Annotated in this window: 21 protein-coding genes and 6 riboswitches; of the genes, 15 read left to right on the top strand and 6 right to left on the bottom strand. The window is 58.6% G+C overall.

Features of this window, described 5'->3' with window-relative positions; translation table 11 throughout:
* Positions 1–304 precede the first annotated feature (304 nt).
* A complete protein-coding gene (locus ACJJVH_RS31820) occupies positions 305–631 on the top strand; it encodes a hypothetical protein (RefSeq protein ID WP_113384515.1) in 327 nt (108 codons plus the stop codon).
* A 117-nt stretch (positions 632–748) separates the two neighbouring features.
* Positions 749–1,129 carry a response regulator gene (locus ACJJVH_RS31815; protein WP_112794969.1) on the top strand — a complete coding sequence of 127 codons (381 nt, stop codon included), beginning with the start codon at positions 749–751 and terminating at the stop codon, positions 1,127–1,129.
* A gap of 149 nt (positions 1,130–1,278) precedes the next feature.
* Here the strand turns inward: ACJJVH_RS31815 and ACJJVH_RS31810 are convergent, their stop codons facing one another.
* On the bottom strand, positions 1,279–1,848 hold the full coding sequence (locus ACJJVH_RS31810; RefSeq protein ID WP_412066439.1) for an NADPH-dependent FMN reductase: 570 nt from the start codon (positions 1,846–1,848) through the stop codon (positions 1,279–1,281).
* A 245-nt stretch (positions 1,849–2,093) separates the two neighbouring features.
* A complete protein-coding gene (locus tag ACJJVH_RS31805) occupies positions 2,094–2,414 on the bottom strand; it encodes a plasmid stabilization protein (protein ID WP_113423358.1) in 321 nt (106 codons plus the stop codon).
* Between the two features lie 146 nt (positions 2,415–2,560).
* Between ACJJVH_RS31805 and ACJJVH_RS31800 the strand changes: the two genes are divergently transcribed.
* The 10 genes from ACJJVH_RS31800 (at position 2,561) to ACJJVH_RS31755 (ending at position 13,196) form a co-directional block, all read left to right on the top strand.
* Positions 2,561–3,454, top strand: a complete 894-nt coding sequence (locus ACJJVH_RS31800; protein WP_412066438.1) for an SDR family oxidoreductase — start codon at positions 2,561–2,563, stop codon at positions 3,452–3,454.
* 260 nt (positions 3,455–3,714) lie between these two features.
* Positions 3,715–3,777: riboswitch (Fluoride riboswitch) on the top strand.
* Between the two features lie 110 nt (positions 3,778–3,887).
* Positions 3,888–4,730, top strand: coding sequence for a universal stress protein (locus ACJJVH_RS31795; protein ID WP_112794901.1), 843 nt, complete (start codon positions 3,888–3,890; stop codon positions 4,728–4,730).
* Positions 4,731–4,861: 131 nt separating this feature from the next.
* Positions 4,862–4,924: riboswitch (Fluoride riboswitch) on the top strand.
* A gap of 109 nt (positions 4,925–5,033) precedes the next feature.
* On the top strand, positions 5,034–5,981 hold the full coding sequence (locus ACJJVH_RS31790; protein WP_412066437.1) for a respiratory chain complex I subunit 1 family protein: 948 nt from the start codon (positions 5,034–5,036) through the stop codon (positions 5,979–5,981).
* Between the two features lie 10 nt (positions 5,982–5,991).
* Positions 5,992–6,666 carry a hypothetical protein gene (locus ACJJVH_RS31785; RefSeq protein WP_412066436.1) on the top strand — a complete coding sequence of 225 codons (675 nt, stop codon included), beginning with the start codon at positions 5,992–5,994 and terminating at the stop codon, positions 6,664–6,666.
* Between the two features lie 2 nt (positions 6,667–6,668).
* A complete protein-coding gene (locus ACJJVH_RS31780) occupies positions 6,669–8,132 on the top strand; it encodes a proton-conducting transporter membrane subunit (RefSeq protein ID WP_113436771.1) in 1,464 nt (487 codons plus the stop codon).
* A complete protein-coding gene (locus tag ACJJVH_RS31775) occupies positions 8,129–9,676 on the top strand; it encodes an NADH-quinone oxidoreductase subunit C (RefSeq protein WP_412066435.1) in 1,548 nt (515 codons plus the stop codon). Before ACJJVH_RS31780 ends, ACJJVH_RS31775 begins: the two co-directional genes overlap by 4 nt.
* A 9-nt stretch (positions 9,677–9,685) precedes the next feature.
* A complete protein-coding gene (gene nuoB / locus ACJJVH_RS31770; RefSeq protein WP_113436772.1) occupies positions 9,686–10,495 on the top strand; it encodes an NADH-quinone oxidoreductase subunit NuoB in 810 nt (269 codons plus the stop codon).
* Entirely contained in the window at positions 10,488–12,473 is a 1,986-nt protein-coding gene (locus ACJJVH_RS31765; RefSeq protein WP_113436773.1) for a proton-conducting transporter membrane subunit, read from the top strand. The genes nuoB and ACJJVH_RS31765 overlap by 8 nt, the downstream gene beginning before the upstream one ends.
* Positions 12,474–12,487: 14 nt before the next feature.
* The gene (crcB, locus tag ACJJVH_RS31760; RefSeq protein WP_112794907.1) at positions 12,488–12,862 is read left to right on the top strand and encodes a fluoride efflux transporter CrcB; all 375 of its coding nucleotides are present in this window, start codon (positions 12,488–12,490) and stop codon (positions 12,860–12,862) included.
* A 10-nt stretch (positions 12,863–12,872) separates the two neighbouring features.
* Positions 12,873–13,196 (top strand): DUF190 domain-containing protein, encoded by a 324-nt coding sequence (locus ACJJVH_RS31755; RefSeq protein WP_113436774.1) that lies wholly within the window; start codon positions 12,873–12,875, stop codon positions 13,194–13,196.
* 75 nt (positions 13,197–13,271) lie between these two features.
* On the opposite strand, the gene ACJJVH_RS31750 is transcribed toward ACJJVH_RS31755, so the two are convergent.
* Entirely contained in the window at positions 13,272–14,801 is a 1,530-nt protein-coding gene (locus ACJJVH_RS31750) for a MutS-related protein (protein ID WP_412066434.1), read from the bottom strand.
* A complete protein-coding gene (locus tag ACJJVH_RS31745) occupies positions 14,798–16,420 on the bottom strand; it encodes a MutS-related protein (protein ID WP_412066433.1) in 1,623 nt (540 codons plus the stop codon). Before ACJJVH_RS31745 ends, ACJJVH_RS31750 begins: the two co-directional genes overlap by 4 nt.
* Before the next feature lie 19 nt (positions 16,421–16,439).
* Positions 16,440–16,502, bottom strand: a riboswitch (Fluoride riboswitch).
* A gap of 84 nt (positions 16,503–16,586) precedes the next feature.
* A riboswitch (Fluoride riboswitch) is annotated at positions 16,587–16,645 on the top strand.
* Between the two features lie 38 nt (positions 16,646–16,683).
* Here ACJJVH_RS31745 and ACJJVH_RS31740 point away from each other — a divergent pair.
* Positions 16,684–16,944 (top strand): hypothetical protein, encoded by a 261-nt coding sequence (locus tag ACJJVH_RS31740; protein WP_162703913.1) that lies wholly within the window; start codon positions 16,684–16,686, stop codon positions 16,942–16,944.
* 393 nt (positions 16,945–17,337) lie between these two features.
* Here ACJJVH_RS31740 and ACJJVH_RS31735 read toward each other — a convergent pair whose 3' ends face one another.
* Both ACJJVH_RS31735 and eno read right to left on the bottom strand, forming a co-directional pair.
* Positions 17,338–18,420, bottom strand: a complete 1,083-nt coding sequence (locus ACJJVH_RS31735) for a CNNM domain-containing protein (protein ID WP_112794911.1) — start codon at positions 18,418–18,420, stop codon at positions 17,338–17,340.
* 261 nt (positions 18,421–18,681) lie between these two features.
* On the bottom strand, positions 18,682–19,971 hold the full coding sequence (eno, locus tag ACJJVH_RS31730; RefSeq protein WP_113436777.1) for a phosphopyruvate hydratase: 1,290 nt from the start codon (positions 19,969–19,971) through the stop codon (positions 18,682–18,684).
* 104 nt (positions 19,972–20,075) lie between these two features.
* Positions 20,076–20,139, bottom strand: a riboswitch (Fluoride riboswitch).
* A gap of 83 nt (positions 20,140–20,222) precedes the next feature.
* Positions 20,223–20,284, top strand: a riboswitch (Fluoride riboswitch).
* Positions 20,285–20,404: 120 nt separating this feature from the next.
* Between eno and ACJJVH_RS31725 the strand changes: the two genes are divergently transcribed.
* Entirely contained in the window at positions 20,405–21,049 is a 645-nt protein-coding gene (locus tag ACJJVH_RS31725) for a 2,3-bisphosphoglycerate-dependent phosphoglycerate mutase (protein ID WP_113404672.1), read from the top strand.
* A gap of 182 nt (positions 21,050–21,231) precedes the next feature.
* Complete coding sequence (crcB, locus tag ACJJVH_RS31720; protein WP_113365863.1) at positions 21,232–21,660, top strand: fluoride efflux transporter CrcB; 429 nt, start codon at positions 21,232–21,234, stop codon at positions 21,658–21,660.
* The last annotated feature ends 11 nt before the right edge of the window (positions 21,661–21,671 follow it).

Raw genomic sequence — 21,671 nt, 5'->3', positions numbered from 1 at the left:
CCGACGGATTAGGCGCACCATTTTCCGACATGAACCGGAGGCTGTGGAGGCGATGGTCGCAGTTGTGCCATGCATAATCTGCGTGGCACAGCCGAAAGATGTAGTCCGCAGCTATTTCCCGTTGCCTTGCTGTCTGATTTCAGGATGCGGCAATCAGAACTCTCGATCTGATTGCCGCATGCTTCCATGCTATTGCAATGTATCTTCAGTTTTATAGTCTGTTTTCAAAAGAGACTTCGATTTTTTCTCTTGCTTGCGCAAGAGGAAGGCGAACAACAAAATTCCATCTGACAAGAGGGATGTAATGCGTCGCTACCATCACCTTACGGAGGGCGTTCTTCAGCCCGAGGAAATCGACGATCTGCAGAAGATTTTCGATGTTGTCATCGCTCAGCCGTGGTTCGATCTGACCGATTTCAGCCGCGAGACCTTCGCGTCGGAGTTGATCAAAATCTATCGCAGGGGAGTGGTCGATTTCGACAGGCTCCATCACCTCGCCACGTTGATAGCCCTCGCCCATTTCAGCCGTGACATGCCGGAGGAAAAGCGCAGAGCGACCGCTCTCCTTCACAGTGGGCAAGGCGAACTGGGGGAGGATCATGCGCGGGATGCACCCAAGCGTGAGAGCTGATCTTATGTTTGGCGGAAAAGGAAGCTGAGGCTCTGACGTCTTTGCGGCCTTGGTGGGAACCTTCCGTTGAAGCATAAGTTTTAGCCTGACCCGCTCGACATGGATAGGAAGGATGGCATGAGCAGCAGCACAAAGAAGAATATTCCGGTCCTCGTCGTCGAAGACGAGCCGCTACTGCGCATGGATCTGGTCGACAATCTGGAGGATGCGGGGTTCATCGTATTCGACGCGGCAAACGCGCAGGCAGCCATTGACATTCTCGTCGAGCATGGCGAGATCCGGCTCGTGATGACCGATGTCGACATGCCAGGCGGAATGGATGGCATAAGGCTTGCCGCCTATGTCCGCGACAAGTGGCCTCCCTTGAAGATCATCGTCGTCTCAGGATATCGACAGGTATCGATGGACGAGCTTCCGTCTGAAAGCCGCTTTTTCTCGAAGCCTTATGATCCGCGACGGCTCATCAGGTCCATGCATGAGATGCTGGCCGCCGCGTGAGCGTCCGCGTCATGATGGAATATCTTGGATGTCGCAATGGAGCCACTCCGAGGTGGCTCGAACTGCCGGTCGGTCGCGACAAGGCACCGGCAGCGTTTGCGAGGCCGCCATATCCTTCGGCCGCTATTTAACGGATGGTCGGACGAAGGTCATTCCGTCCTTAACGATTTCAACGCCCCGCTCCATTTCGTCAACTCGTCGAGCGCCAGCGTCAGGCCCTCTTTGACCGGTGGCTCGGGGGCAAATATCTTTTCGTCGCTGATGAACTTGGTGAAGAAGGGCACCGGCACGGTTTGCGGAATCGCCATCATGTTGAGATTGCCGATCAGCTGGCGCAATTCCTGGCTGGCGCGGAGCCCACCGGATATCCCGCCGTAACTGACGACGCCGGCGACCTTGTAGCGCCACTCGATCGAGAGGAACTGCAAAGCGTTCACAAGAGCCGCCGAGGTGAAATAGTCATATTCGGGCGTGACGAAGAGGAAGGCATCCGCCGCGCCGATTGCCTTGCTCCAGCGCTTGGTGTGCTCGTGCTCGTATTGCTGCAAGCGAGGGTGCTTCGGCTCGTCGAGCAGCGGCAGACCGAATTCGGCAAGGTCCAGGAGCTCGACATCGAAGGCCCCGTGCGAGACGGCCTCGCTGTAAACCCATTTGGCGACCGGCACCCCGGCACGCCCCGGTCTCGTGCTGCCGATGATAACGCTCAGCTTGTTTTTCATACCTTCACTCCAGTGGTCGTCGTTGCCCCGCCAGTCTCATCACCCAAACAGATACATTAATTCCGATTCAAGCGGAACAAACCCGGCGACGTTTTAGGCGGGTGCCGCGATCCTTCCCGAGGAAGCGCGGAGAAAAGGAAAAATGCTGGAGCGGTTCCTCGTTTCACGGAATCGCCGAACCGCTCTATCTCTTTATTTTTACGCAAATGCGGACGGAAACCGTTACGCAATCCTCCTGGAAGTGCTTAGTGGTGCGCACGGTGCTCCGCGTTCCGTTTGCGGGTCGCTGCCGCTTTCTTGGCTGAGGCCGAGCGCTCCGCAGCCGTCCGTGACGCAGCGGCCTTGCCGCCTTTCCTGCCGCCCTTGTGAGCGGCGGGATGGCCTGTATCCTTTCCCTGACCGGAGCCGCCTGCTTTCTTGCCGCCGCCATCGTCCTTGTTGACGGTCGCCCAGGCACGACGCTCCGCCTCCTTCTCGGAGACGCCGCGATCCTCATAGCTCTCGGCGATATGATCGGCCTTGCGTTCCTGCTTGTCGGTGTACTTGGATTTATCACCACGGGGCATCGCATGTCCTCCTTTGACATTGAGCAGATCGAACGGATGCCCGGCAAGTTTGTTCCAAGTTCACGGCCTGCAGGAACAAACCTCCATGACGGACGTTCGCCGACATGCCCAGCATCAACCAACCCCAACAGCGATCCGGTGTTATCATGACAAACAACGCGCTCCTGAACGACCCTCGTCACCTTTATCCCGCACCGCCTTTTCCCGAACAGCCCCAGCCAGCGCCGGGCCTTGCCGGCAAGATGGATCCCAGCCCGGATCACGGGGAGGAAAGCTATCGTGGCTCCGGAAAGCTGAAGGGCCGCAAGGCTCTGGTGACAGGCGGCGATTCCGGTATCGGTCGCGCCGCAGCGATAGCCTTTGCCCGAGAGGGGGCGGATGTCGCCATTTCGTACCTTTCCGAGGAAGCGCCGGATGCCAGGGAGGTTATCGCGTTGATCGAAGCAGAGGGCCGCAAGGCTGTTGCCTTGCCTGGCGACATCAAGGAGGAGGACTGGTGCGCGGAGCTGGTCGAGAAGGCTGTTTCCGAGCTCGGTGGACTTGACATTCTCGTCGTCAACGCCGGCCGGCAACAATATCGCGAGAAAATCGAGGAGCTTTCGACGGAAGACTTCGACAAGACCATGAAGACCAATCTCTATGCGCTGCACTGGATCGTAAAGGCTGCGGTGCCGCACATGCCGGCTGGGTCGGCGGTCATTACCACCGCCTCCATCCAGGCCTACCAGCCGTCTCCGATCCTCCTCGACTACGCAACCACCAAGGCCGGCATCGTCGCCTATACCAAGGCGCTCGCCAAGCAGCTGATCGAGCGAGGCATTCGTGCCAATGTCGTGGCGCCCGGACCCGTCTGGACTGTACTGCAGCCGAGCGGCGGACAACCGGATGAAAAGGTCGAGAATTTTGGCAAGGACAGCGACTTCGGTCGCCCCGGTCAACCGGTCGAGCTGGCGCCCGTTTTCGTGCTGCTGGCTTCGCAGGACGCCAGCTTCATCAACGGCGAAGTCTATGGCGTCACGGGCGGCAAGGGCGTGGCTTGATCACAACCAAGATATTGCGAGTGTATCACCAGAGCCTTCATTGAAGTATCCGTCCGCAGGCGTGATGGGCGTTGCTTATTGTGTGTCAATCGGCGGGCGGCGGCGTGCCGCCTGTCCTGCCGCGCGGCTTTCTGCGGGGTATGGTCCAACTCGCAATCGATGCCTGCCGCCATCGCTTCCGCGTCGTCACCGGCGATCCCGCTTGCGCGGCCGGTGTGGCAGCCGATTGACTTCGGCGGGGGCAAACAGCATAATCCGATGCGATATTTGGGAATGGAGTCTCCCAATAAAACCGCCGACCGGCTGATGACTCCTGCCTATTCTTCTAAGAGCCAGAAGATATGTTCTGGAGGCAGGGAGTCCGACATCTATTCCTCGTTGTATCTAAAATTTCGCTCAAGGAATCCTTGTTTCCGATGTCGGGAGTCGTGCAATGAGCACGGAAGATGACCTCGGCGACAAGGCCGTGCTGACCATTCTTGCAGAAGTGCCGGATGCGCGCACATGCCTCGATGCCGCGCTCGTTGCCTGCAGCGCAATATCCGGTTCAACGCTCGTCGCCCTCCACGTCCGCGTCGATCCGTTCGACGATATCATGCCGACGGAAGAGGTGCTTACATCCGAACAGATCCGGGCAATGGAGCTTCAGGCCGCGCGGGAAGGACAGATACTCCACGATATCTTCCTCGAATGGGTGAGAACAGCGCGACCTCATTCTCCTGCCCGCTGGCTCGATGTCGAAGGTGGCGAAGTGGCCTTGGTGAAAGCATTGGGATCGCGTTCCATGCTGAACGTCATCGTCAATCCTGAAACCGTCGCGGGCGGCCACACACGAAAAGCGTTCCATGCCTGCATTTTCGATACGCACAGACCGCTCCTGCTGGTCCCAAGATCTTATCGCGCGCAGCCTTTCCGCCGCATCCTTGTCGGATGGCGGGACACGGCGCCGACCCGGCGTGCGCTTGAAGCCGCCGTTCCCTGGCTGATGAAGGCGGACCGCATCGTCATTCTCAGTGTCGGGCGGTATGGAAGGAGTGAGCTGAAGACGGCTGAAGATTTCTTCGAGGCAAAGGGGCTTCGATGCGAATCCCGCAGCATCGACATGCGAACCGACACGTCGGTCGGGCTGCAGATCTTGCACGAGGCGCGGATAGTGAATGCAGATCTGCTTGTAACCGGAGCATTTCGATATGGCGAAGTGATAGAATGGATATTTGGCGGTGTAACCGAAGACCTCCTGCGGGCAACCTCGCTGCCCATCTTCATGCATCACTAGGCCACTCTGAAGGTTTTGCGATCTCGTCAGCGCAGCCTTCCAGCGGTATCATTCGGCGCATATCGGCCCGAGTGCGTTGAAGGAACATTTACCGACGCCTCGACGTTGACCATGAACGTAAGAGTGGTATCATCCACGCAGGCGATGGAGTTCGCCTTTTAACCGCCCCCAGGGCTGATGACTCCTTCTTGTGCCGTAGTCGGCGAGGAGGAGTTGTATGAGAAAAGTATATTTCCCCTTCCCGCAGGTTTCGACGCAAGCATTCGGCGTTGGCAGCACCGCAATTGATTGCGGAGGCCAGTGATGTCGGGTCGCGAACTCTTTCTACAGGCCGCGCAGATCGTTTCCGTCCTGATCTTTGCGCCGCTGCTGCAGGGGATTATCCTGCAATTCGAAGAACGCGTTCAACGGGCTCAAGGCCCCGGCATCTTTCAGCCTTATCGCGATCTAAGGAAGCTTTTCAGCAAAGAGATAGTCGTTCCGGAATCCAGTTCTTGGATATTCTGGCTGGCGCCCGTCATTGCCTTCACCTGCATGCTGACGGTGCCGATGCTCATTCCCGTCCTCACGGACTTTCCACTGCCTTATTCCGACATGGCCGACATACTGGGGGGCGGATTGATCCTGACCCTGGGGTCTTTCATGATTACTCTGGCCGGCCTGGACAGCGGCAGCGCCTATGGCGGAATCGGATCGAGCCGTGCCGTCATGCTATCGATCCTGGCAGAGCCGACACTCATCCTCGTATTCGTCGGAATAACGCTTCTTGCCAAGGCCATGATACCATTTGTCGTCAATCATCTGCTTGTCGAGAATCCCGCCGTCTACTGGAGTCCGGCCCATCTTTTCCTGATTGCGGCCTTCTTTGTGCTTCTTCTCGTCGAGACAGATCGCATGCCGATCCATTCGAGCACCCATATCGAAGTCTACATGATCGACGAGGCGAGAATCCTCGAATATTCGGGCCCGTTGCTTGGCCTCTTGAAATGGGCCTCGATGATGAAGCAGTTCATTCTTTACACGATTTTCTGCAACGTCCTGTTTCTGCCATGGGGCTTGTCTGCCAAGGGCGAAACGGTCGGTATTCTCGGGTCTCTTGGCGCGCTGCTCGTCAAGTTCATCGTCGTGGCCATCGCCGTTGTCTTTGTGGAAACGGCGCAGTCTCGCCTGCGTTTCTATCGATATCAGGAGCCGCTTGCCGCCTCATTTCTGCTTGCCGTTCTCTCGATCATCAGTACACAATTGGGGTAGGCCCATGTTGATGGCACAACTCAGTCCCTTGGCGGCCTCTGTATTCAGTCTCCTTACGATTGTCAGTTTGCTGCTGGCGTTCGTCATGCTCGGATCGCGATGGCTTGACAACTATCTATATGCCTTCGCCGCCGAATGCTGGGTCATTGCCGCTCTGTCCGCGTCGGTGGGTTATTATGCCGGATTTCCGGAGCTTTATCTTGTCGCCGTACTGACGGCTCTCTTCAGGGGCTTGTTGCTTCCCTATCTTCTGTGGCGCATCATCCAGCGCCTGAACGTCGATCGGGAACTTCATGAAATATTGCGCCCGAGCACAAGTCTCGTCGTCGGCGCCTGTGGCGTCGTCTTCAGTCTTATCGTTGCCTACCGAATCGGCGAGGAACTCGGGTTGACGGGAACGGTCGCGGTCCTTGCCCTCACCGTGATGCTGTCGATGAAGCTGATCGGCTTTCTCATGCTTGCCGTCCGCCATGAAGCGATCAGCCACGTCTTCGGTCTGCTCGTATTGGAAAACGGCATTTTTCTCGGAGCACAGATTCTTGTTCCCGGTATGCCTCTTCTCATCGAGCTCGTCATCCTTTTCGACCTTTTGATCGTGGTGGCGTGCTTTGGCGTTCTCGTCCGTTATCTGATTACACGCGTTGGAAGCACGAGCAGCTTCAAGCTGAAGAGATTGGTGGGATAGCGATGATCGGGATCCTCATTCTCATTCTCCTGGGCGCCCCGGCGCTGGCGTCTGCAGGCTCGATTGTCTTCAGGCGGGCAAGAGCGGCGGAGGCTTTGAATCTCGCGGCCGGCGTGATTTCGTTCCTTGTTTCCATCGGCCTGGTAATTCTCGCCGGAAACAGGGAGACGCTATTTCTCGGCGGATACGTATTCATCGACATGATCGGGGCCTGGGTCATTCTCTGCGCCGCGATCGTCTATGTCCTGGCGTCGATCTATGCGGTCGGCTACATGCGCCTGCTCGACGAAGAGCCGCGCCTGCCGGGGTTTTACGCGCTGTTTTCCCTGTTCGCATTCACCATTCTTGCCGGTCCGCTGATGAACAATGCCGGGCTTTACTGGGTCGCGATCGAACTGACCACGCTTGTCAGCACCTTCCTGGTTGCGTTCGAGCGCGAGGCGAGCAGCATCGAAGCCGCGTGGAAATACATAATCGTCGTGTCGGGCGGCATCAGCATCGGCTTGCTTGGGACGGTGATCCTCTATTGGGGCGGCAGCTTCGTCCTCGGCCCGACCTACGATCTGACCTGGGGCACACTCAAAGGCATCGCGCCGAAAATCAATCCGGCCATTCTAACCCTTTCGTTCCTGCTCGCTCTGGTCGGCTACGGCACGAAAGTTGGCCTGGCACCGATGCACACCTGGCTGCCCGATGCCCACAGCGAGAGCCCGGCACCGGTTTCGGCCATGCTGTCCGGCGCGCTTCTCAATACCGCGATGCTCGGAATTGTCCGCTTCCTGTCCATCATGGACGCCTCGCAAATCGGAGCATTGCCACGGAATGCCATGGTCGGCCTGGGGCTCCTTTCCGTATTCGTCGGCGCATTCTTCATCGTCCGGCAGCGCGGTATTAAGCGCCTGATGGCCTATTCGAGCGTCGAACACATGGGGATCATGGCGCTCGGTTTCGGCTTTGGCGGTCCGCTCGGCATTGCCGGGGCGCTGTATCACATGCTCAACCACTCGCTGAACAAATCGCTGATGTTCTTCGGGGCCGGCAATGCGATGCGCGCCTATGGCCGCAAGGACATTGGCGGGATTTCCCGGGTTACCGATCGTCTTCCGGCCCAAGCCGCACTTTGGCTGGCGGGGGCGGCCGCAATTACCGGCGCGCCGCCGTTCGGCCTGTTCCTGAGCGAGCTCGTCATCATCCGGGCAGGGCTTTCCGCTTCTTATCATATCGTCGTCTACGCCGTTCTGATCATGATGATCATCATCTTCGTCGGCTTCATCAACCACTTCCGCAGCATGTACTTCGAGCCAGGTAGCGGCAATGCCGCTCCGCCTGTCGCGCTGGACGCATGGTGCATCGCGCCGATGTGGCTGGCTTTTCTGCCGCTGCTCGCTTTCGGCCTTTGGTGGCCGCAATCCTTCTGGACCTATTTTGCGACGGTATCGCAAGCGCTGACGGGAACGCTGCCATGAGGAAGCGGGACGAAGCCATGGACATCTCAGGCCATGCCGTTCGGGAAAAGGCGGCCGTCACGGTGCAGGAGCTGTGCATCGATGCGGCAGGCCTCGTGGACGCAGCCGATGAGCTGAAGTCCAGCGAAGGCCGCATGCAGATGGCCTATGCCCGGAGGGTCAGGCAAGGTCAGATCGAACTGCGATACCTGGTCGGCGACGGCAAGGGAAAACCGTTCACGATCTGGAAATGTCCGGTGGAAGACAAACCGATTCCGAGCCTGTCCCGCATGTTTCCGATGATGAGCTGGTACGAAAACGAGATTTCCGATCTTTTCGGCATCGAATTCGCCGATCACCCGGATCGGCGCTCCCTTCTGTTCGAGAATGTGCCGTCTATCGTGGCGCCATTCAATCCCGATGCGGTTCCAAAGGGCGGTGATGCCAGCCGGCAGGAGGGGCATAAATTGCCGCTTTTGGAGGGCGCAGGCTCGGATGTCCAGCGCCTGCCATTTGGTCCGGTGCGGGCCGACGTGGTCGAATCCGCGGAGTTCCTGTTCTTCTACGTGGGAGAACAGATCTTGCATTACCATCCGCAGCTCTTCTTCAAGCATCGTGGCATGGAGAAACGCTTCGAAGGATTGACGATACAAGCGGGTGCCGTAATGGCGGAGCGTGTTTCCGGCGTCGGTACGATTGCCCATGCGCTCGCATACTGCCAGGCAGTCGAAGCTGCCGCCGGCTGTGAGGTGCCGATGCGCGGCCGATGCCTTCGCGTGCTGCTGGCCGAGATGGAGCGCGTCTACAATCATTTGCACTATCTCGGAAATCTCGCCGATGCCACGACCCTCAAGGTGGGGCAGGCCGAAGGCCGTCTGCTTGAGGAACAAACCAAGCAGCTCAATGCGCAACTGACCGGTAGTCGTTTTCTGCGCAGCGTGCTGGTGCCGGGCGGATTGCGGCGGGATCTTTATCCGGAAGGTTGGCTGGCGTCGAAGCTCGAAGGGCTGCGAAAGGCAGCGGCGCGCTATATCGAGCTGCTTGAGAGCACGGACAGCTTTCTCGACCGTCTGTTTACGAACGGCGTCCTTCAGCGCAAGGTCGCATTCGATCAGGGCGCGACCGGACCGGTGGAACGGGCTTCCGGTCTCGATCGGGACTTGCGGCGGGATCATTGTTACGCTGCCTACGACACGGTGCCGCTGACCGTACCTATACAGACCGCAGGCGATGCCCATGCCCGATTTAAGGTTCGGGTCGCTGAGCTCGACGCCAGCATCGTGATGATCCAGCGCATTCTTCTTCTCCTGAAGGAGGGGCCTGTTCATTCCAATTGCGTGCCCGCGGCCGACACGTTCGGACTGGGCTGGGCGGAATCGCCGCGGGGAACCTTGTTTTATGCGGTGCATATCGATGAACACGGCCGACTTGGGCGCGTGAAGATCAAGTCGCCGTCTTTCTCGAACTGGCGGGTTTTTCCATTCACCGTCCACGACAGCAACATGATGGACTACGCGATCAACGAAGCGAGTTTCGGTCTTACGATCGCAGGATGCGACAGATAGGAGGGCATGATGGCGCTTTGGACGCTGTTCGGACTGAAGCATGGCATGGCTACCACCCGCTGGCCATCTGCTGACGGATCGGACGGCCAGGACGGCGTGCTCGGAATGCCTCGTTACCGCCCGGAATTGTGCCGGAGCGACTGCACCGCCTGCGCCGATAGCTGTCCTACGCAGGCGATTACGATGCGAGGCCCGGACGACGCCCCGAACGGCGAGGGGACGATCCATGTGGACTATGGCCGATGTGTCGTTTGCCAGCTCTGCACCGAAGCCTGCCCGACAGGTGCCATGGAAGCATCTCCGGACTGGGCTTTTGGAGTGACCGCACGCGACGATCTCGTCTGGCGCAAGAACGCGTCAAGTCTGCCGGCGCAGACCGAGAAGCCGCAGTTCCGTCGCAGCCTGCATATTCGGCATGTCGATGCAGGATCCTGCAATGGTTGCGAGTCGGAGCTTCAGGCGTTGAACAACCCTTACTACAATCTTCATCGTCTCGGCATCTTCTTCACGGCCTCGCCACGGTTTGCGGATCTTCTGCTCGTGACCGGGCCGGTGACCAACGCTATGCTCGAGCCCCTGCGCACCACGTACGAGGCAATGCCAAGCCCGAAATTCGTGATGGCGGTCGGAACCTGCGCGGTATCCGGCGGCATCGCGAGAGATGGCTATGCGTGCCAGGCGGGGCTCGAAGGTACCCTGCCGGTCGATCTCTATCTTCCTGGCTGTCCGCCGAACCCTGCTGCGATCATCGAAGCGCTTTTGATGTTTCTGAACCGGATGCCGCAAAAAGTGGTCGGAGGAAGGATGCGCCATGGCTAATCTGTTGGTTGGCGCCGGCGCCGCATGCTGGCTTGTTGTCGTGGCTCTTGCCTTCTTGCGGTTGAAACTGGCTCTCGGGACGCTCCTGTGCCTTGGGTGCCTGTTGACGATAGCCGCAGCATTGAGCGGATTGCCGGATGGGCTGGACAACGTCGCCCTGCCGGTTGGCATGGCAGGAGAAGCCGTCAATTTCCAATTGAAGCCGGAGGCGCTCTGGCTTCTGGGCTTCGGCCTTTTTCCGGCTCTGTTTGCCTGCGGCCTCGCGGCCCCGCGCAAGCGAAGTGAAGCGGGATGGGCCCTCGGGGCGGCGCTCAGCCTGCTCGGAGCGCTGGGTGTATCCGGATTTTCCGAGGGCGCGGCATTTCTGATCGCTTGGGAGGCCATGAGTTTTGGCGGCGCGGCCATGATCCTCAGCGAAAATCAGGGAAGCGGCCGGCCGGTGTTATTCATGCTCGCTCTGCTGGAGACCGGCCTCATTCTGTTGCTCCTTGCCATACTCGTGCTGGGTGGCCTGGCAAGCGGACTCGATTTTGGCCGCTTTCCATCGGTTGCCCAGGATTTGTCGGCACACTGGCGGTTTGCGCTCACGATGCTGCTGCTCCTGGGCTTCGGAGCCAAGCTGGGGCTGCTGCCCTTCTACGAGTGGTATCCCGGAGCCTATGCTTCGGCCAGCGGCGCCACCGGCGTTATCATGTCGGGCGTCGTGTTGAACGCCGCTTATTTCGCGCTGAGCCAATCGCTGGTGGAATGGCTGCCGCATCCGAACTCGGGACAGGGTATCATAATCGTCGCCTGGGGAACTCTGACAGCCGTCCTCGCAATCCTCTATGCGTTCCAGCAGGAGGACTGGCGGGCGCTCCTGAGTTTCTCGTCGGTGGAGAACGCGGCGATCGCAGTGGTCTGCCTCGGAACCTCAATTCTGTTCCGGGCGGGCGGCCAAACCGCGCTGGCATCGCTTGCATGGACCGTAGCGCTCATTCATCTTGCAGGCCATTCGCTGGCGAAAGGCACCATGTTCCTCGTCGCGGATGCGGTGTATCGTCATGACGGAAGCTACCTCGTCAGGCAGAGCGGACTTCTGAAAGGCAGCGCATGGCCATTGGGAGCGGGCGCATTGATCGCCGCCATGAGCCTGTCCGCCATGCCGCCGCAGGCAGGCTTCGTCAGCGAATGGTATGTGTTCCAATCCATTTTCCAGGGGTTCCATCTTGGCAGCCTTTCCGACCGGCTCACTCTGGCGATTGCAGGCGCCGGGCTGGCGCTTTCGGTCGCGGTCGCCTTTGCGACATTTGTGAAGGTCTTCGGAATCGGGCTTCTCGGCCACAACGGACGGACGGGCGCGATAAAACCTGTCCGGGAAACCATAGCTGTCGGCTTGATTGCATTGGGATTGCTGTTGTTCGTGATCGGCATGCCGCTCTGGATACAGGCGCTGGATCAGGCAACGTATCAACAGTTCGCGGTGCATACGCCCGCCGAAATGAGGGTAGGGCTAATTCTTGTCCCCGGGACCGGCACGCCGATCGCGCCGGACCGGTCGTTTGCATTTATTTCGCCGACGCTGCTTTTCGTTGCGTTCCCATGCCTTGCCATCGTTCCGGCAGCCCTGCTTGTTTTCCTGAAGCGGCAGCCGATCCGCCGGGCACCCGTCTGGTATGGCGGCGGGCGGCAGGATCCGGTCAAGTCGACCACGACGGCCCTTGCCTTCTCAAATGCGCTGCGCGTCTTCTATGCTTTCGTCTATCGTCCAACGTCGACGATGGCGCGTGAAACGGTCGGCAATCGGTACGTCGTGCGCCGTCTCACATTCAATCACATGGTAGCGCCGATTTTCGGGCCGTATTTGTTCGCGCCTGCGGTGCGGATCGTGCGCCGGATCGCTGACAGGATCGCGCGATTGCAGTCGGGTCATCTCAACTTCTATCTTGCGCTGATCGGCGGCCTGCTGGTGCTGATCCTCGCGCTTGTGCTTGTTTAAGCCGAAGGCCGCTCATGTGGACCTATGTTGCAATCGCGATCGGAGGAGTGTTCGGATGCTGGGGCCGCTATGCGATGACAAATCTGATCCAGACCATCTATGGACGGGATTTCCCCTACGCCACGCTCTGCATCAATGTGCTGGGCTGCTTCCTGATGGGATTTCTCTTCATAGAGACGCTCGAACGTCAGACGATATCGCCAGCGTTGCGAGCAGGTATTCTCACCGGCTTTATCGGGGGCTTCACCACTTTTTCGACCTTCGAGATGGAAACGCTTCTTCTGGTCGAAGGGGGCAGCAATCCCAAGGCCGTTCTTTATGTCTTTTTGTCCCTCGTGTTCGGGTTCTTTGCGGCGTTCGCCGGAGCCTACCTGGCACGTAACGTATGAGGATTGCGCCATGAGCAACGAAGTGATGATCGTGCGCATTTACATCCACGAGACCGAGCACGGCCGCCGTACCAACCTGATGGACGAGATCGTCAGTCTCCTTCATGACCAGCAGCGCGTCAGGGGCGTGACGGTATTCCGGGGGATCGTCGGCTTCGGCGCCAGCGGGGCGGTTCACGCGGCAGACGCATTGCGCATCACCGTGGATCTTCCGCTTGTCATCGAGTTCTTCGACACGCCGGAGGTCGCCGAGGCCGCCATGGAGTTGTTGAATGCAATCGTACCGGCCGGCCACATGATCTACTGGAATGCGAACTGCCGGACGCTGACATGACGGACGATACCCGCAGCCGATCGGAAAATACCGGCGACGTCTGGAGCGTCTTTTCCTTCGAAGCGCGAGAACGCTCTAAGAAACGTTGGCTTTCGACGCCTCATCGACAAAGATCTTTTGATAGAGGTCTTCACCGAAACTCGTGGTCAGAGGCACGCCCTCGACCAGCCTGAAGTCGCGCCGCCCGTTTTCATCGCGCTCCGCCCGCAAAAAGATGGCAGGCCGTTCCGCACCGGTCCGCAAGCTCTCCGCCAGTTCGAACATGTGTGTGACCAGGACGACCTTTGAATCATGCTTGAGAAGGGCGTCGATGATCTGCCTGGCTATCTCCGAGCCCTCGCGCTCGTTGGTCGAAGCGAAGGATTCGTTGAAGAGGACCAGCGAATGAGGTCGGATCTGATCGACCAGAGCGGACATCCGGCTCAGTTCCTCATCGAACTTGCCACTGCTCATGCTGGAATCCTCCTCTCTCTTGTAGTGGGTGAATACGCCGGAAACTATGTTCGCGGAGAAGATGCTGGCGGCGACGAACATTCCTGCCTGCATCATCAATTGCGCTTGTCCCGCACTTCGCAGGAAGGTCGATTTCCCGCCTTGGTTTGCCCCTGTGACCACCGTGAGATGCTTTTCCGAGGCGCCGATCGTATTTCCTGCAATCGCTTTCTTCATCTGCAGCGCCAGGCAGATGTCGTACAGCTCGCGGCAGGAAAATTTATATTCGCTGATCGGGCGCGGCTCCGGCAGGCAGTATTGGCAGTTGAGTTCCTTGAGGCGGTCGTCAAGGTTCAGGCATCCCATGTAGAAAGCGAGTTCGGCGCGCAATGTGGTGAAAAAACTCATCACATGGCTGGCGGATTCGGCAACCGCCTGGGCGGCAATCGCCAAGCCGCTGTCCCTGAGCCTGGATAGGGCGCGAAAGCCCGCCTCATCGCGGGGATGTATGCTGAACGTGTAGCTCTCCGGTCTCTTCCGGAACAGCCAGTCGATAATTTCCTGAAACCAGTTCCGGGATGGCGGCGGAGCGCGAAGCGTATAATTCCTGCCCTTGTTGCCGTCCCCGAGCTCGGCGCTGATGAGGATGCCTCCCCAGAATTTCAGCCTTTGCAGGTGTTTTTCGATGACCTTGAAATATTCCTCGTTCAGCTCCTTCCTGAGCACGGCGAACATCGCTCGAAAGCCTTCGGAGTGGAAACTGTTGCCATGTTGGTCCACGAGGGCGCGCAGGCGCCTCTGCATCTCCACGTACAGGTTCAACACCTCGACAGAGCGGTTCAGGACGGTTTCAGGCGAATCCCGGAACAGGCCGTAATGAACCTTCTTTTCCCGTTCGAGCGTTTCGATCGTCAGCTTGTACAATTGCGTGACCGCGGATCTGCACGCCTGGCAGTCCATGAAGATATCCTGTCGATATCGCACCTCCTCCACAGAGGTCTGGAGGGAGGTCAGCAATACACGTCGAACGACACCGTCGATGAACTGATCATTGCCCGCCATCGCGTCGAACAGCGTTTCAAGTTCCAGGTCCTGGGTCAGTGCATCCGCGTTTGTGCGAGCGTCGGCTCTGAAGTCGAAGTTCCTGTCGGCATGAAGAAGATAGGCTTTCATGATTGCAGCCTTTCATTGAGAGCAGACGAGGTCAGCCGGTATTTTTCCGCGATTGCCATCGCATGGGCGCGCCCGTCGGCGGCCCTGCGCACGATCTTGAACGTCCGCGAAGCCGGGTTTTCCGGATCGACGGTGCTGACGAGACTGACGGTCGCCGGAGCAAGGCGCGACAGCTCGTCGATGAAGGTCACACAGACCGCCAGCGAGCCAAGATCGATGATTTTCTGAAGGATGCGTGTGCCGAGAAAAAGGGCGTCGCGCAACGTGGTCGACGTGAAAATCTCATTCATGATGACAATGCTTCGACTCGTGGAACGCTGCAGTATGGCGTGTATGCGAAAAAGGTCGTCCTGTAGCTTGCCGCGCAGGTTATGGATGTTCTCCTCCCGCTCGAAATGCGTGAACAGATTATCGAACAGCAGGAGGTTTGCCTGTGCTCCCGGCACCGGCAGTCCAAGACCGGCCAGATAGTGGAGCTGCCCGAAGGTGCGGGCGAATGTGGTCTTCCCGCCTTGGTTGGGTCCGGACACAACGAAGATGCGTTCTCCCTCGCCGAGTGCAAAATCGTTGGTTACGATTGGTTGCTCCTCTGCAGCTAGTTTTTTTGCGAGCGCAAGATCGAAAGTGCTGTCAGCGCGAATCTTCGTTTCGGTTTCGTCGAGTTGCGGATAGCAGAAGGCAAGACCGGCGGCCTTCAGTGGTGCGATATAGTCGATATAGCCGAGATAGAACTGCAGCTCGCGGTCAAACCGGGCGATGGTCGGATGAACAAGAGCCTGGTGCCGTTCGAAGAAGCCTTGAAGTTCATTGAAGGTCTCGGGATAAAGCTGGCGAACCCCTTCGAGTATATTGGCCTCGACATGATCCATCTCGACGAAGTCCGGAATCTCGAACTTCGGCCGGTCGACGTTGCCAGTACGAAAACGCTGGAAGACGCGGGCAATCTCGACTCCGTAATCTTCCTCCGCATCGAAACGAAAGACGCTGACTGAGGCGTCTTTGACCTGGAACACATACCGAATGCTTTCCAGTCCCGCCGCTGCATGGTCGATCTCGTTCGAGAGCATCCGAAACTGATCGGAAGAAATATGCTCCGCAAGAAATCCGTGTACGGCGATCAGTCCGTCGGATTTCAGGGACAAGGGCCGCAAGGCCGCGTCCAGTTCGATCAGAACAGATCGGTAGAGAGATGCAGCCTTGAGGAACCATGCGTTCTTTTGTTGCTGATATCGAAGCTTCTCGACAAGCTCGAGTTTCTCGCGCAATTCCTTCATGCCCGCGCCGAAGGCTCGCACTATCGCGAGTACGTCGGCGTTCTGAAGATCCTTCACGACTTCCTGGCGATAACGGATGGTATCGCCCGGCAGCGGCCCTGCCCAGATGAAATCTTCAAGTTTGAATCGTTCGCGTCCAGCCATCATTGCAGCCGCGATTTGATCGAGATTCAAATCGTGGAAGCACTCCGGCTGCGCCGTCCCGCATTTGCCGGTGACACCCGCCGGCTCGAGAATGCTCGCGTCCTCGCCATATGGCTTTCTCGACCGAAGCGGCGATTGCGTAATGAACGGAAAAGGTTGCCCGGCTTGTTCTGCGGCGACAGTCTTTAGCGTTAAAGTCATGTCGACTCCTTCTCTCAACAGAGTAGAAGGAGTCATCAGCCACAGATGGCGGTTAAAGGCGAACTCCATCGCCTGAGATAAATTTAAACTATAACTTCCACATTTCAATAGGGTTCCAGTCAGCCGTGGAGAAGGCACTTGATTTGAGAAGCGGTTCATGTAGATTTTTGTGCATGGGGATGGAGTCCCCCGAAACCGCATCGTGCTGATGACTCCTGCCAGTCAATTGCCGCGTGATATTCGCGGAGGCAGGAGCAACAATCATGACTAGACGTACATTACCGTCCGTTATATTCGATATGCTTGACGATCCTATCGTCATGGCTGTGATGAGTGCCGATGGTCTCGACAAGGAATCCGTTCTCAGGATTCTCGATCATGCAGCACAGAGACTTCCCGAAAATGCAAGCAAACCTAAGGCAACCACGCAGGCGAATGCGATGACACATGACCAGCGCAGCACAGCTTCACGCATGGCGCTGATTGCCAGGACGGTGTTGGCAAATACATCGCCCTTGGTATAGCGGCCCTATACGAGAAACGTCGGGAGCAGATAATTCCCGGCAACCAGACGCTCCCGAAGCGGACTCAAGACTGCAAGGCGATGAGCAGACGTCTGCTCCATCGTGCCGATCGTTCTTGCCTGCGATCTGGGATCGCGTCTGGTTGCCGGGAAACAGCAGCAGCGCCGATCAAGAGGCGAGGTTGGAAATGCAGATCATGGCGGCTACAATCACTATCGTCGTGAGCATCTCGCAAGCTCGGCACGTTGTCTCGCCGAGCTTGCGACAATCTTCGAAAAGAGGTGGAGAGCGGGGCGAGGCCGACGATGGTTTCGATCACGACGCAGCTTCATTCATGAATAGCGCCTATTAAGCAGCCTTTCAGCCCTCGGTGTCGATCGGACCTGATCCTCATCAGGTCTCTGCCGTAGCCTCCGACGAGGCATCGCCCGCCCATTGCCGCCGACGGTTTCTAAGCCGCCTTATCCGATCTCGCCGCCGCATGTCCGCTTCGGATCGTTGCGCGGCTACCTCCTCTGCTTCGTCGGTGATGTCGACTCCCAACAGGGCTTCGAAGAGATCCTCAAGCGTTGTGATGCCGACGACCTCACCGTTTTTGACGACGGCACCGATGGGTTCGCGCGCATCCAGAAGTTTCGCGATGGCCTGACCCACCGGGAGGCTGTCTTCAAGCTTGGGCAGGGCATGTCCGAATGCCGAAAGCGGCTTGCGTCGAATCGAGCTGTCTCGCAGCGCCTCACGCAGGACCTCCCGCTGATTGATGTAGCCCGACAAGTGCTCGGGGTTGTCGCCATAGATCGGAATCCGGGCAAAGTGGAGGTCCGCACCATCGTCAAGCAGGGCTGCCGCTGCTGCGGCTTCGGGAAGGGCGACAACGAAAGCCAAAGGCGTGTGCGCATCTGCCAACGTGATCTGGTGGGCGAACAGGATATGGGAAAGCACATCGGATTCACCGTGAGACAATGCTCCCTGAGAGGGAGCGTAGGCAATGATCCGCGCCAGGCTGTTTCGGGTAACATACCCTTTCGAGTCTCCCGAAAGCCATCTTGTAAGCCACCGGGTAATGGCCAGAACGGGCGCCAGCAGCCACAGGAGCGGACGAAGCGTGCGACCGGTGACGCCGGCAAGGTCTTCCGCATGGGTCGCGGCATAGGTCTTCGGTCCAATCTCGGACAGGATCAGCAGGAGAAAGGTGAGGACTGCCGACGCAATGGCAACGGCTGGATCACCCCAAATTCTGGCCGCTTCAGCACCGACGAATCCGGGACCCACGGTGCAGGCGACAGTGTTGACCGTGAGAATGGCACTGATGGCGTCCCCGATCCGCTCCTCCTTGATTTCGAGGAAGAGGCTCACGCCTGACTGGTTTCTTTTTTCGAGAAGGTGCATCGGCCGGGCACTCAGCAGCACGGTCTCGAAGATCGAACACGCGCCGGAAACGATGACCGAGAACAGCACCCAGAAAAGCAGCGTCATCGACGATGCTCCCGACCGCGGCGCTGTCCCCTGCGAACGAGGACGGGGCGCCTTGCCCGACACATATCCCGGCCATGGACGAAGGCCGACAACCCGGCGCCGGACATGAAGAAGAGCAGGATCAAAGACATCTGGAACCTCCTTGGGGCAATCCACGATGACCAATCCCTATCGTCGGCGCGCGCCGCGATAGGGGGCCGTCAGCCGGATGCCGGCCGGTGGCGAATTCCATGCCCTGCAAGGAACATGGATCCCATCGGCTCATCCTCTGGACGACCAGACCTTGAACGGCGAGGAGAAGGCGGCGGCCCGACCCAGGCTTTGCTCGATCCAAAGGAGACGGTTGTACTTCGCAATCCGCTCGCTTCTGGACAGCGATCCCGTTTTGATCTGCCCGGTGCCGAATGCCACCGCGAAGTCGGCAATGAACGTATCCTCGGTCTCGCCGGACCGATGCGAGACGACAGCGTTCCAGCCAGCCTCGTGCGTGACCCGTATGGCCTCCACGGCTTCGGTGACCGTGCCGATCTGATTCAGTTTGATCAGCACGGCATTGGTCGCCTTCCGTTCGATTCCCTGCCTGATTATCGCGGGATTGGTGACGTAATTGTCATCACCGACGATCTGGACCCGGTCGCCCATTGCTTGCGTTTGGGCAATGTAGCCCTCCCAGTCCGCCTCATCGAACCCATCCTCGATGGAAACGATTGGGTACGATTGGATCCATCGCTCGTGGAGGGCAAGCATCGCCTCGCGATCAAGGACGTCTCCAGCAGCGAGACGATAGCCTTTGCCATCGAAGAATGAAGATGCGGCCGGGTCGAGGGCAATTGCGATATCGCTTCCCGGCTTGTAGCCCGCAGCCCTTATCGCTTCCGTTATCAGCTCGCAGGCGTCTTCATTGTTCTCCAGATTCGGCGCAAAACCGCCCTCGTCCCCGACACCGGTCGAAAGGCCCTTTTTCTCCAGTATTTTCTTCAACGCCTTGAATGTCTCCACGCCGTAGCGCAGAGACTCGGCGAATGTCGGCGCACCGTGAGGGACGATCATGAATTCCTGGAAATCCAGGCGATTGGCGGCATGTTTTCCGCCATTGATCACGTTCATCATCGGGACTGGAAGCCGGCGCGCGGTCGGGCCGCCGAGGTAGGAAAAAAGCGGCAGGCGAAGCGAATTGGCCGCGGCGCGCGCGACGGCCATGGAGGCTCCGAGCAGGGCATTCGCACCCAGCTTTGATTTGTTCTTCGAGCCGTCCAGCTCGATCAGCGTCATGTCGATCTGGGCTTGGCGTGTGGCATCGCGGCCGCGCAGGCAGGCTGCGATTTTCGAATTGACGTTCTCGCAGGCGGTCCTGGTGCCCAGTCCATTGTAGCGACCCTTATCGCCGTCACGGATCTCAACGGCCTCGAGGCGCCCCGTCGAGGCGCCTGACGGCACGCACGCCGTTCCCATGGCGCCGCCTTCCAGGGACACCTCTACCTGGAGCGTCGGATTCCCGCGCGAGTCCAAGATTTCGAAAGCATGGACGGATACGATAGAATGTTCACTCATGATCTCTCCTTCGCCGGCGGGTTCCCGTTGGTTCCTGGCGGTCGCTGGTTTGATAGAGATGAACGGCACGAAGCCGTACTCCTGACGCAGTCCTACCGTGGTGCCCAACGGTAGGAGTCATCAGCCGGCTGGCGTTTAAAGACGGGGGACTCCATCCCCGGCCATAAACATCCGATAGAATTGCGGGAAAAGCAATGGGAGACAGTTTTTCCGTTGGCGACTCTGGACTAATTTTGCTCCAGCGCCTATTTGATTGTTACGGGAATGGAGTCTCCCGCAAACCGCCGATCAGGCTGATGACTCCTGCCATTCGCATAGAAGGAGCCGTTGCTCCAGGCAGGATGATCATGATGCTAGTCATATTTGGCACCCTCAGAATTTTCACAGCTTCCCTTCGCGATCCGGTTGTCGCTCGCATGATGGGGGAGCGGCTATGACCGGCATGCTGGTTCTGGCCCGCCACGGGCAAAGCGAAGGCAACAGAAGCAATGTCTTCACGGGGCGCGACGACCCGCCGCTCACGAATGAGGGGCGAATCGAAGCTCGCTTCATCGCCTACCAGATTCAACAGGCACGCATCAGGCCGGATATCTTCTTCACATCCGCCATGAGGCGGACACGCGATACAGCGCAGATAATCGTCGATGAACTGGGTGCGGGCGTCGCCATTGTGTCGGACCCCGCCCTGAACGAACGCGATTATGGCGATCTCACAGGTATGAACAAGGACGAGGCCGCCAGTCAATTTGGCCCGGGACAGGTGCTTGCCTGGCGGCGCTCCTACCGAAAACGTCCTCCGGGAGGAGAAAGCCTTTTCGACACCCGGCAGCGTGTCGTGGCGTATTTCAATCGCGAGATCGCTCCGCGGCTGCGCAACGGGGAAAACGCCGTCGTAATCGGCCACGGCAACTGTCTGCGCGCGCTTGCCATGGAACTGGAGGAACTGTCCCCGTTCGAGATCGAGACGTTCGAAATCGCAACAGGGCAACTCATCGTCTACAAGATCGTGATCGCGGAGCTCGGGTTGAAGGCAGTAACCCTTGGCTCCCGGTCCCAACCGCACAAGAGCATGGCATGACCGGCTCCCGCACGGCATGGTCACGTCGACGGCATGGACCTGGCCCGCTCAGGCTCGATGCGCCATCAGCGAGGCAGACGTTGGCGGATCGCGCGCCATGGTGAGATCGATCAACGAAACGGGTCATCTTCTCGACCACGCAAGCGGTACGGCATAGAGGTTTGAAGGAAGGATTGGAGAGCATGCCAGTTACGTTATGGGTAGCGATCGGTGGGGCGCTGGGCAGCGTTGCCCGATACTGGGTGGCGCTATGGATGCTGCCGATGAGCCGTGATCTGCCATGGGGAACCATCGTCATCAACATTGTCGGTTCCTTCGCGATCTCGTTTTTCGGGACGCTCACGGTGGAGCATGGCCGCTTTCCCATCTCGGATGTCGGTCGGACGTTCTTCATGGTGGGGATTTGCGGAGGGTTTACGACCTTCTCGTCCTTCAGCCTGCAGACGCTGGAACTTCTCAAGGCCGGAGCGGTGGGCAGGGCGGTTCTGAATATCGCCATCTCCGTCGCGCTCTGCCTCGCATCGGTGACGGCAGGCTATCTCGCGGCCGAACGCCTGAACGGCGGTGTGGACGAGGTGGCGCAGAATGCAATCGAGGAGGAAGCCTCATGACCTCTGGAACG

Origin of the sequence: Rhizobium sp. SYY.PMSO (genome assembly GCF_046840415.1) — a bacterium.
Classification (GTDB): domain Bacteria; phylum Pseudomonadota; class Alphaproteobacteria; order Rhizobiales; family Rhizobiaceae; genus Rhizobium.
This window is presented reverse-complemented; position numbering and strand designations above follow the sequence as displayed.

Bases quoted from the DNA above. Each gene is read 5' to 3' on its own strand.
- ACJJVH_RS31815 (WP_112794969.1), top strand. From the start codon at position 749: ATGAGCAGCAGCACAAAGAAGAATATTCCGGTCCTCGTCGTCGAAGAC.
- ACJJVH_RS31745 (WP_412066433.1), bottom strand. From the start codon at position 16,420: ATGACTTTAACGCTAAAGACTGTCGCCGCAGAACAAGCCGGGCAACCT.
- crcB (WP_113365863.1), top strand. From the start codon at position 21,232: ATGCCAGTTACGTTATGGGTAGCGATCGGTGGGGCGCTGGGCAGCGTT.
- ACJJVH_RS31780 (WP_113436771.1), top strand. From the start codon at position 6,669: ATGATCGGGATCCTCATTCTCATTCTCCTGGGCGCCCCGGCGCTGGCG.
- ACJJVH_RS31765 (WP_113436773.1), top strand. From the start codon at position 10,488: ATGGCTAATCTGTTGGTTGGCGCCGGCGCCGCATGCTGGCTTGTTGTC.
- nuoB (WP_113436772.1), top strand. From the start codon at position 9,686: ATGGCGCTTTGGACGCTGTTCGGACTGAAGCATGGCATGGCTACCACC.
- ACJJVH_RS31775 (WP_412066435.1), top strand. From the start codon at position 8,129: ATGAGGAAGCGGGACGAAGCCATGGACATCTCAGGCCATGCCGTTCGG.
- ACJJVH_RS31725 (WP_113404672.1), top strand. From the start codon at position 20,405: ATGACCGGCATGCTGGTTCTGGCCCGCCACGGGCAAAGCGAAGGCAAC.
- ACJJVH_RS31785 (WP_412066436.1), top strand. From the start codon at position 5,992: ATGGCACAACTCAGTCCCTTGGCGGCCTCTGTATTCAGTCTCCTTACG.
- ACJJVH_RS31790 (WP_412066437.1), top strand. From the start codon at position 5,034: ATGTCGGGTCGCGAACTCTTTCTACAGGCCGCGCAGATCGTTTCCGTC.
- ACJJVH_RS31810 (WP_412066439.1), bottom strand. From the start codon at position 1,848: ATGAAAAACAAGCTGAGCGTTATCATCGGCAGCACGAGACCGGGGCGT.
- crcB (WP_112794907.1), top strand. From the start codon at position 12,488: ATGTGGACCTATGTTGCAATCGCGATCGGAGGAGTGTTCGGATGCTGG.
- eno (WP_113436777.1), bottom strand. From the start codon at position 19,971: ATGAGTGAACATTCTATCGTATCCGTCCATGCTTTCGAAATCTTGGAC.
- ACJJVH_RS31805 (WP_113423358.1), bottom strand. From the start codon at position 2,414: ATGCCCCGTGGTGATAAATCCAAGTACACCGACAAGCAGGAACGCAAG.
- ACJJVH_RS31750 (WP_412066434.1), bottom strand. From the start codon at position 14,801: ATGAAAGCCTATCTTCTTCATGCCGACAGGAACTTCGACTTCAGAGCC.
- ACJJVH_RS31740 (WP_162703913.1), top strand. From the start codon at position 16,684: ATGACTAGACGTACATTACCGTCCGTTATATTCGATATGCTTGACGAT.
- ACJJVH_RS31795 (WP_112794901.1), top strand. From the start codon at position 3,888: ATGAGCACGGAAGATGACCTCGGCGACAAGGCCGTGCTGACCATTCTT.
- ACJJVH_RS31735 (WP_112794911.1), bottom strand. From the start codon at position 18,420: ATGACGCTGCTTTTCTGGGTGCTGTTCTCGGTCATCGTTTCCGGCGCG.
- ACJJVH_RS31820 (WP_113384515.1), top strand. From the start codon at position 305: ATGCGTCGCTACCATCACCTTACGGAGGGCGTTCTTCAGCCCGAGGAA.
- ACJJVH_RS31800 (WP_412066438.1), top strand. From the start codon at position 2,561: ATGACAAACAACGCGCTCCTGAACGACCCTCGTCACCTTTATCCCGCA.
- ACJJVH_RS31755 (WP_113436774.1), top strand. From the start codon at position 12,873: ATGAGCAACGAAGTGATGATCGTGCGCATTTACATCCACGAGACCGAG.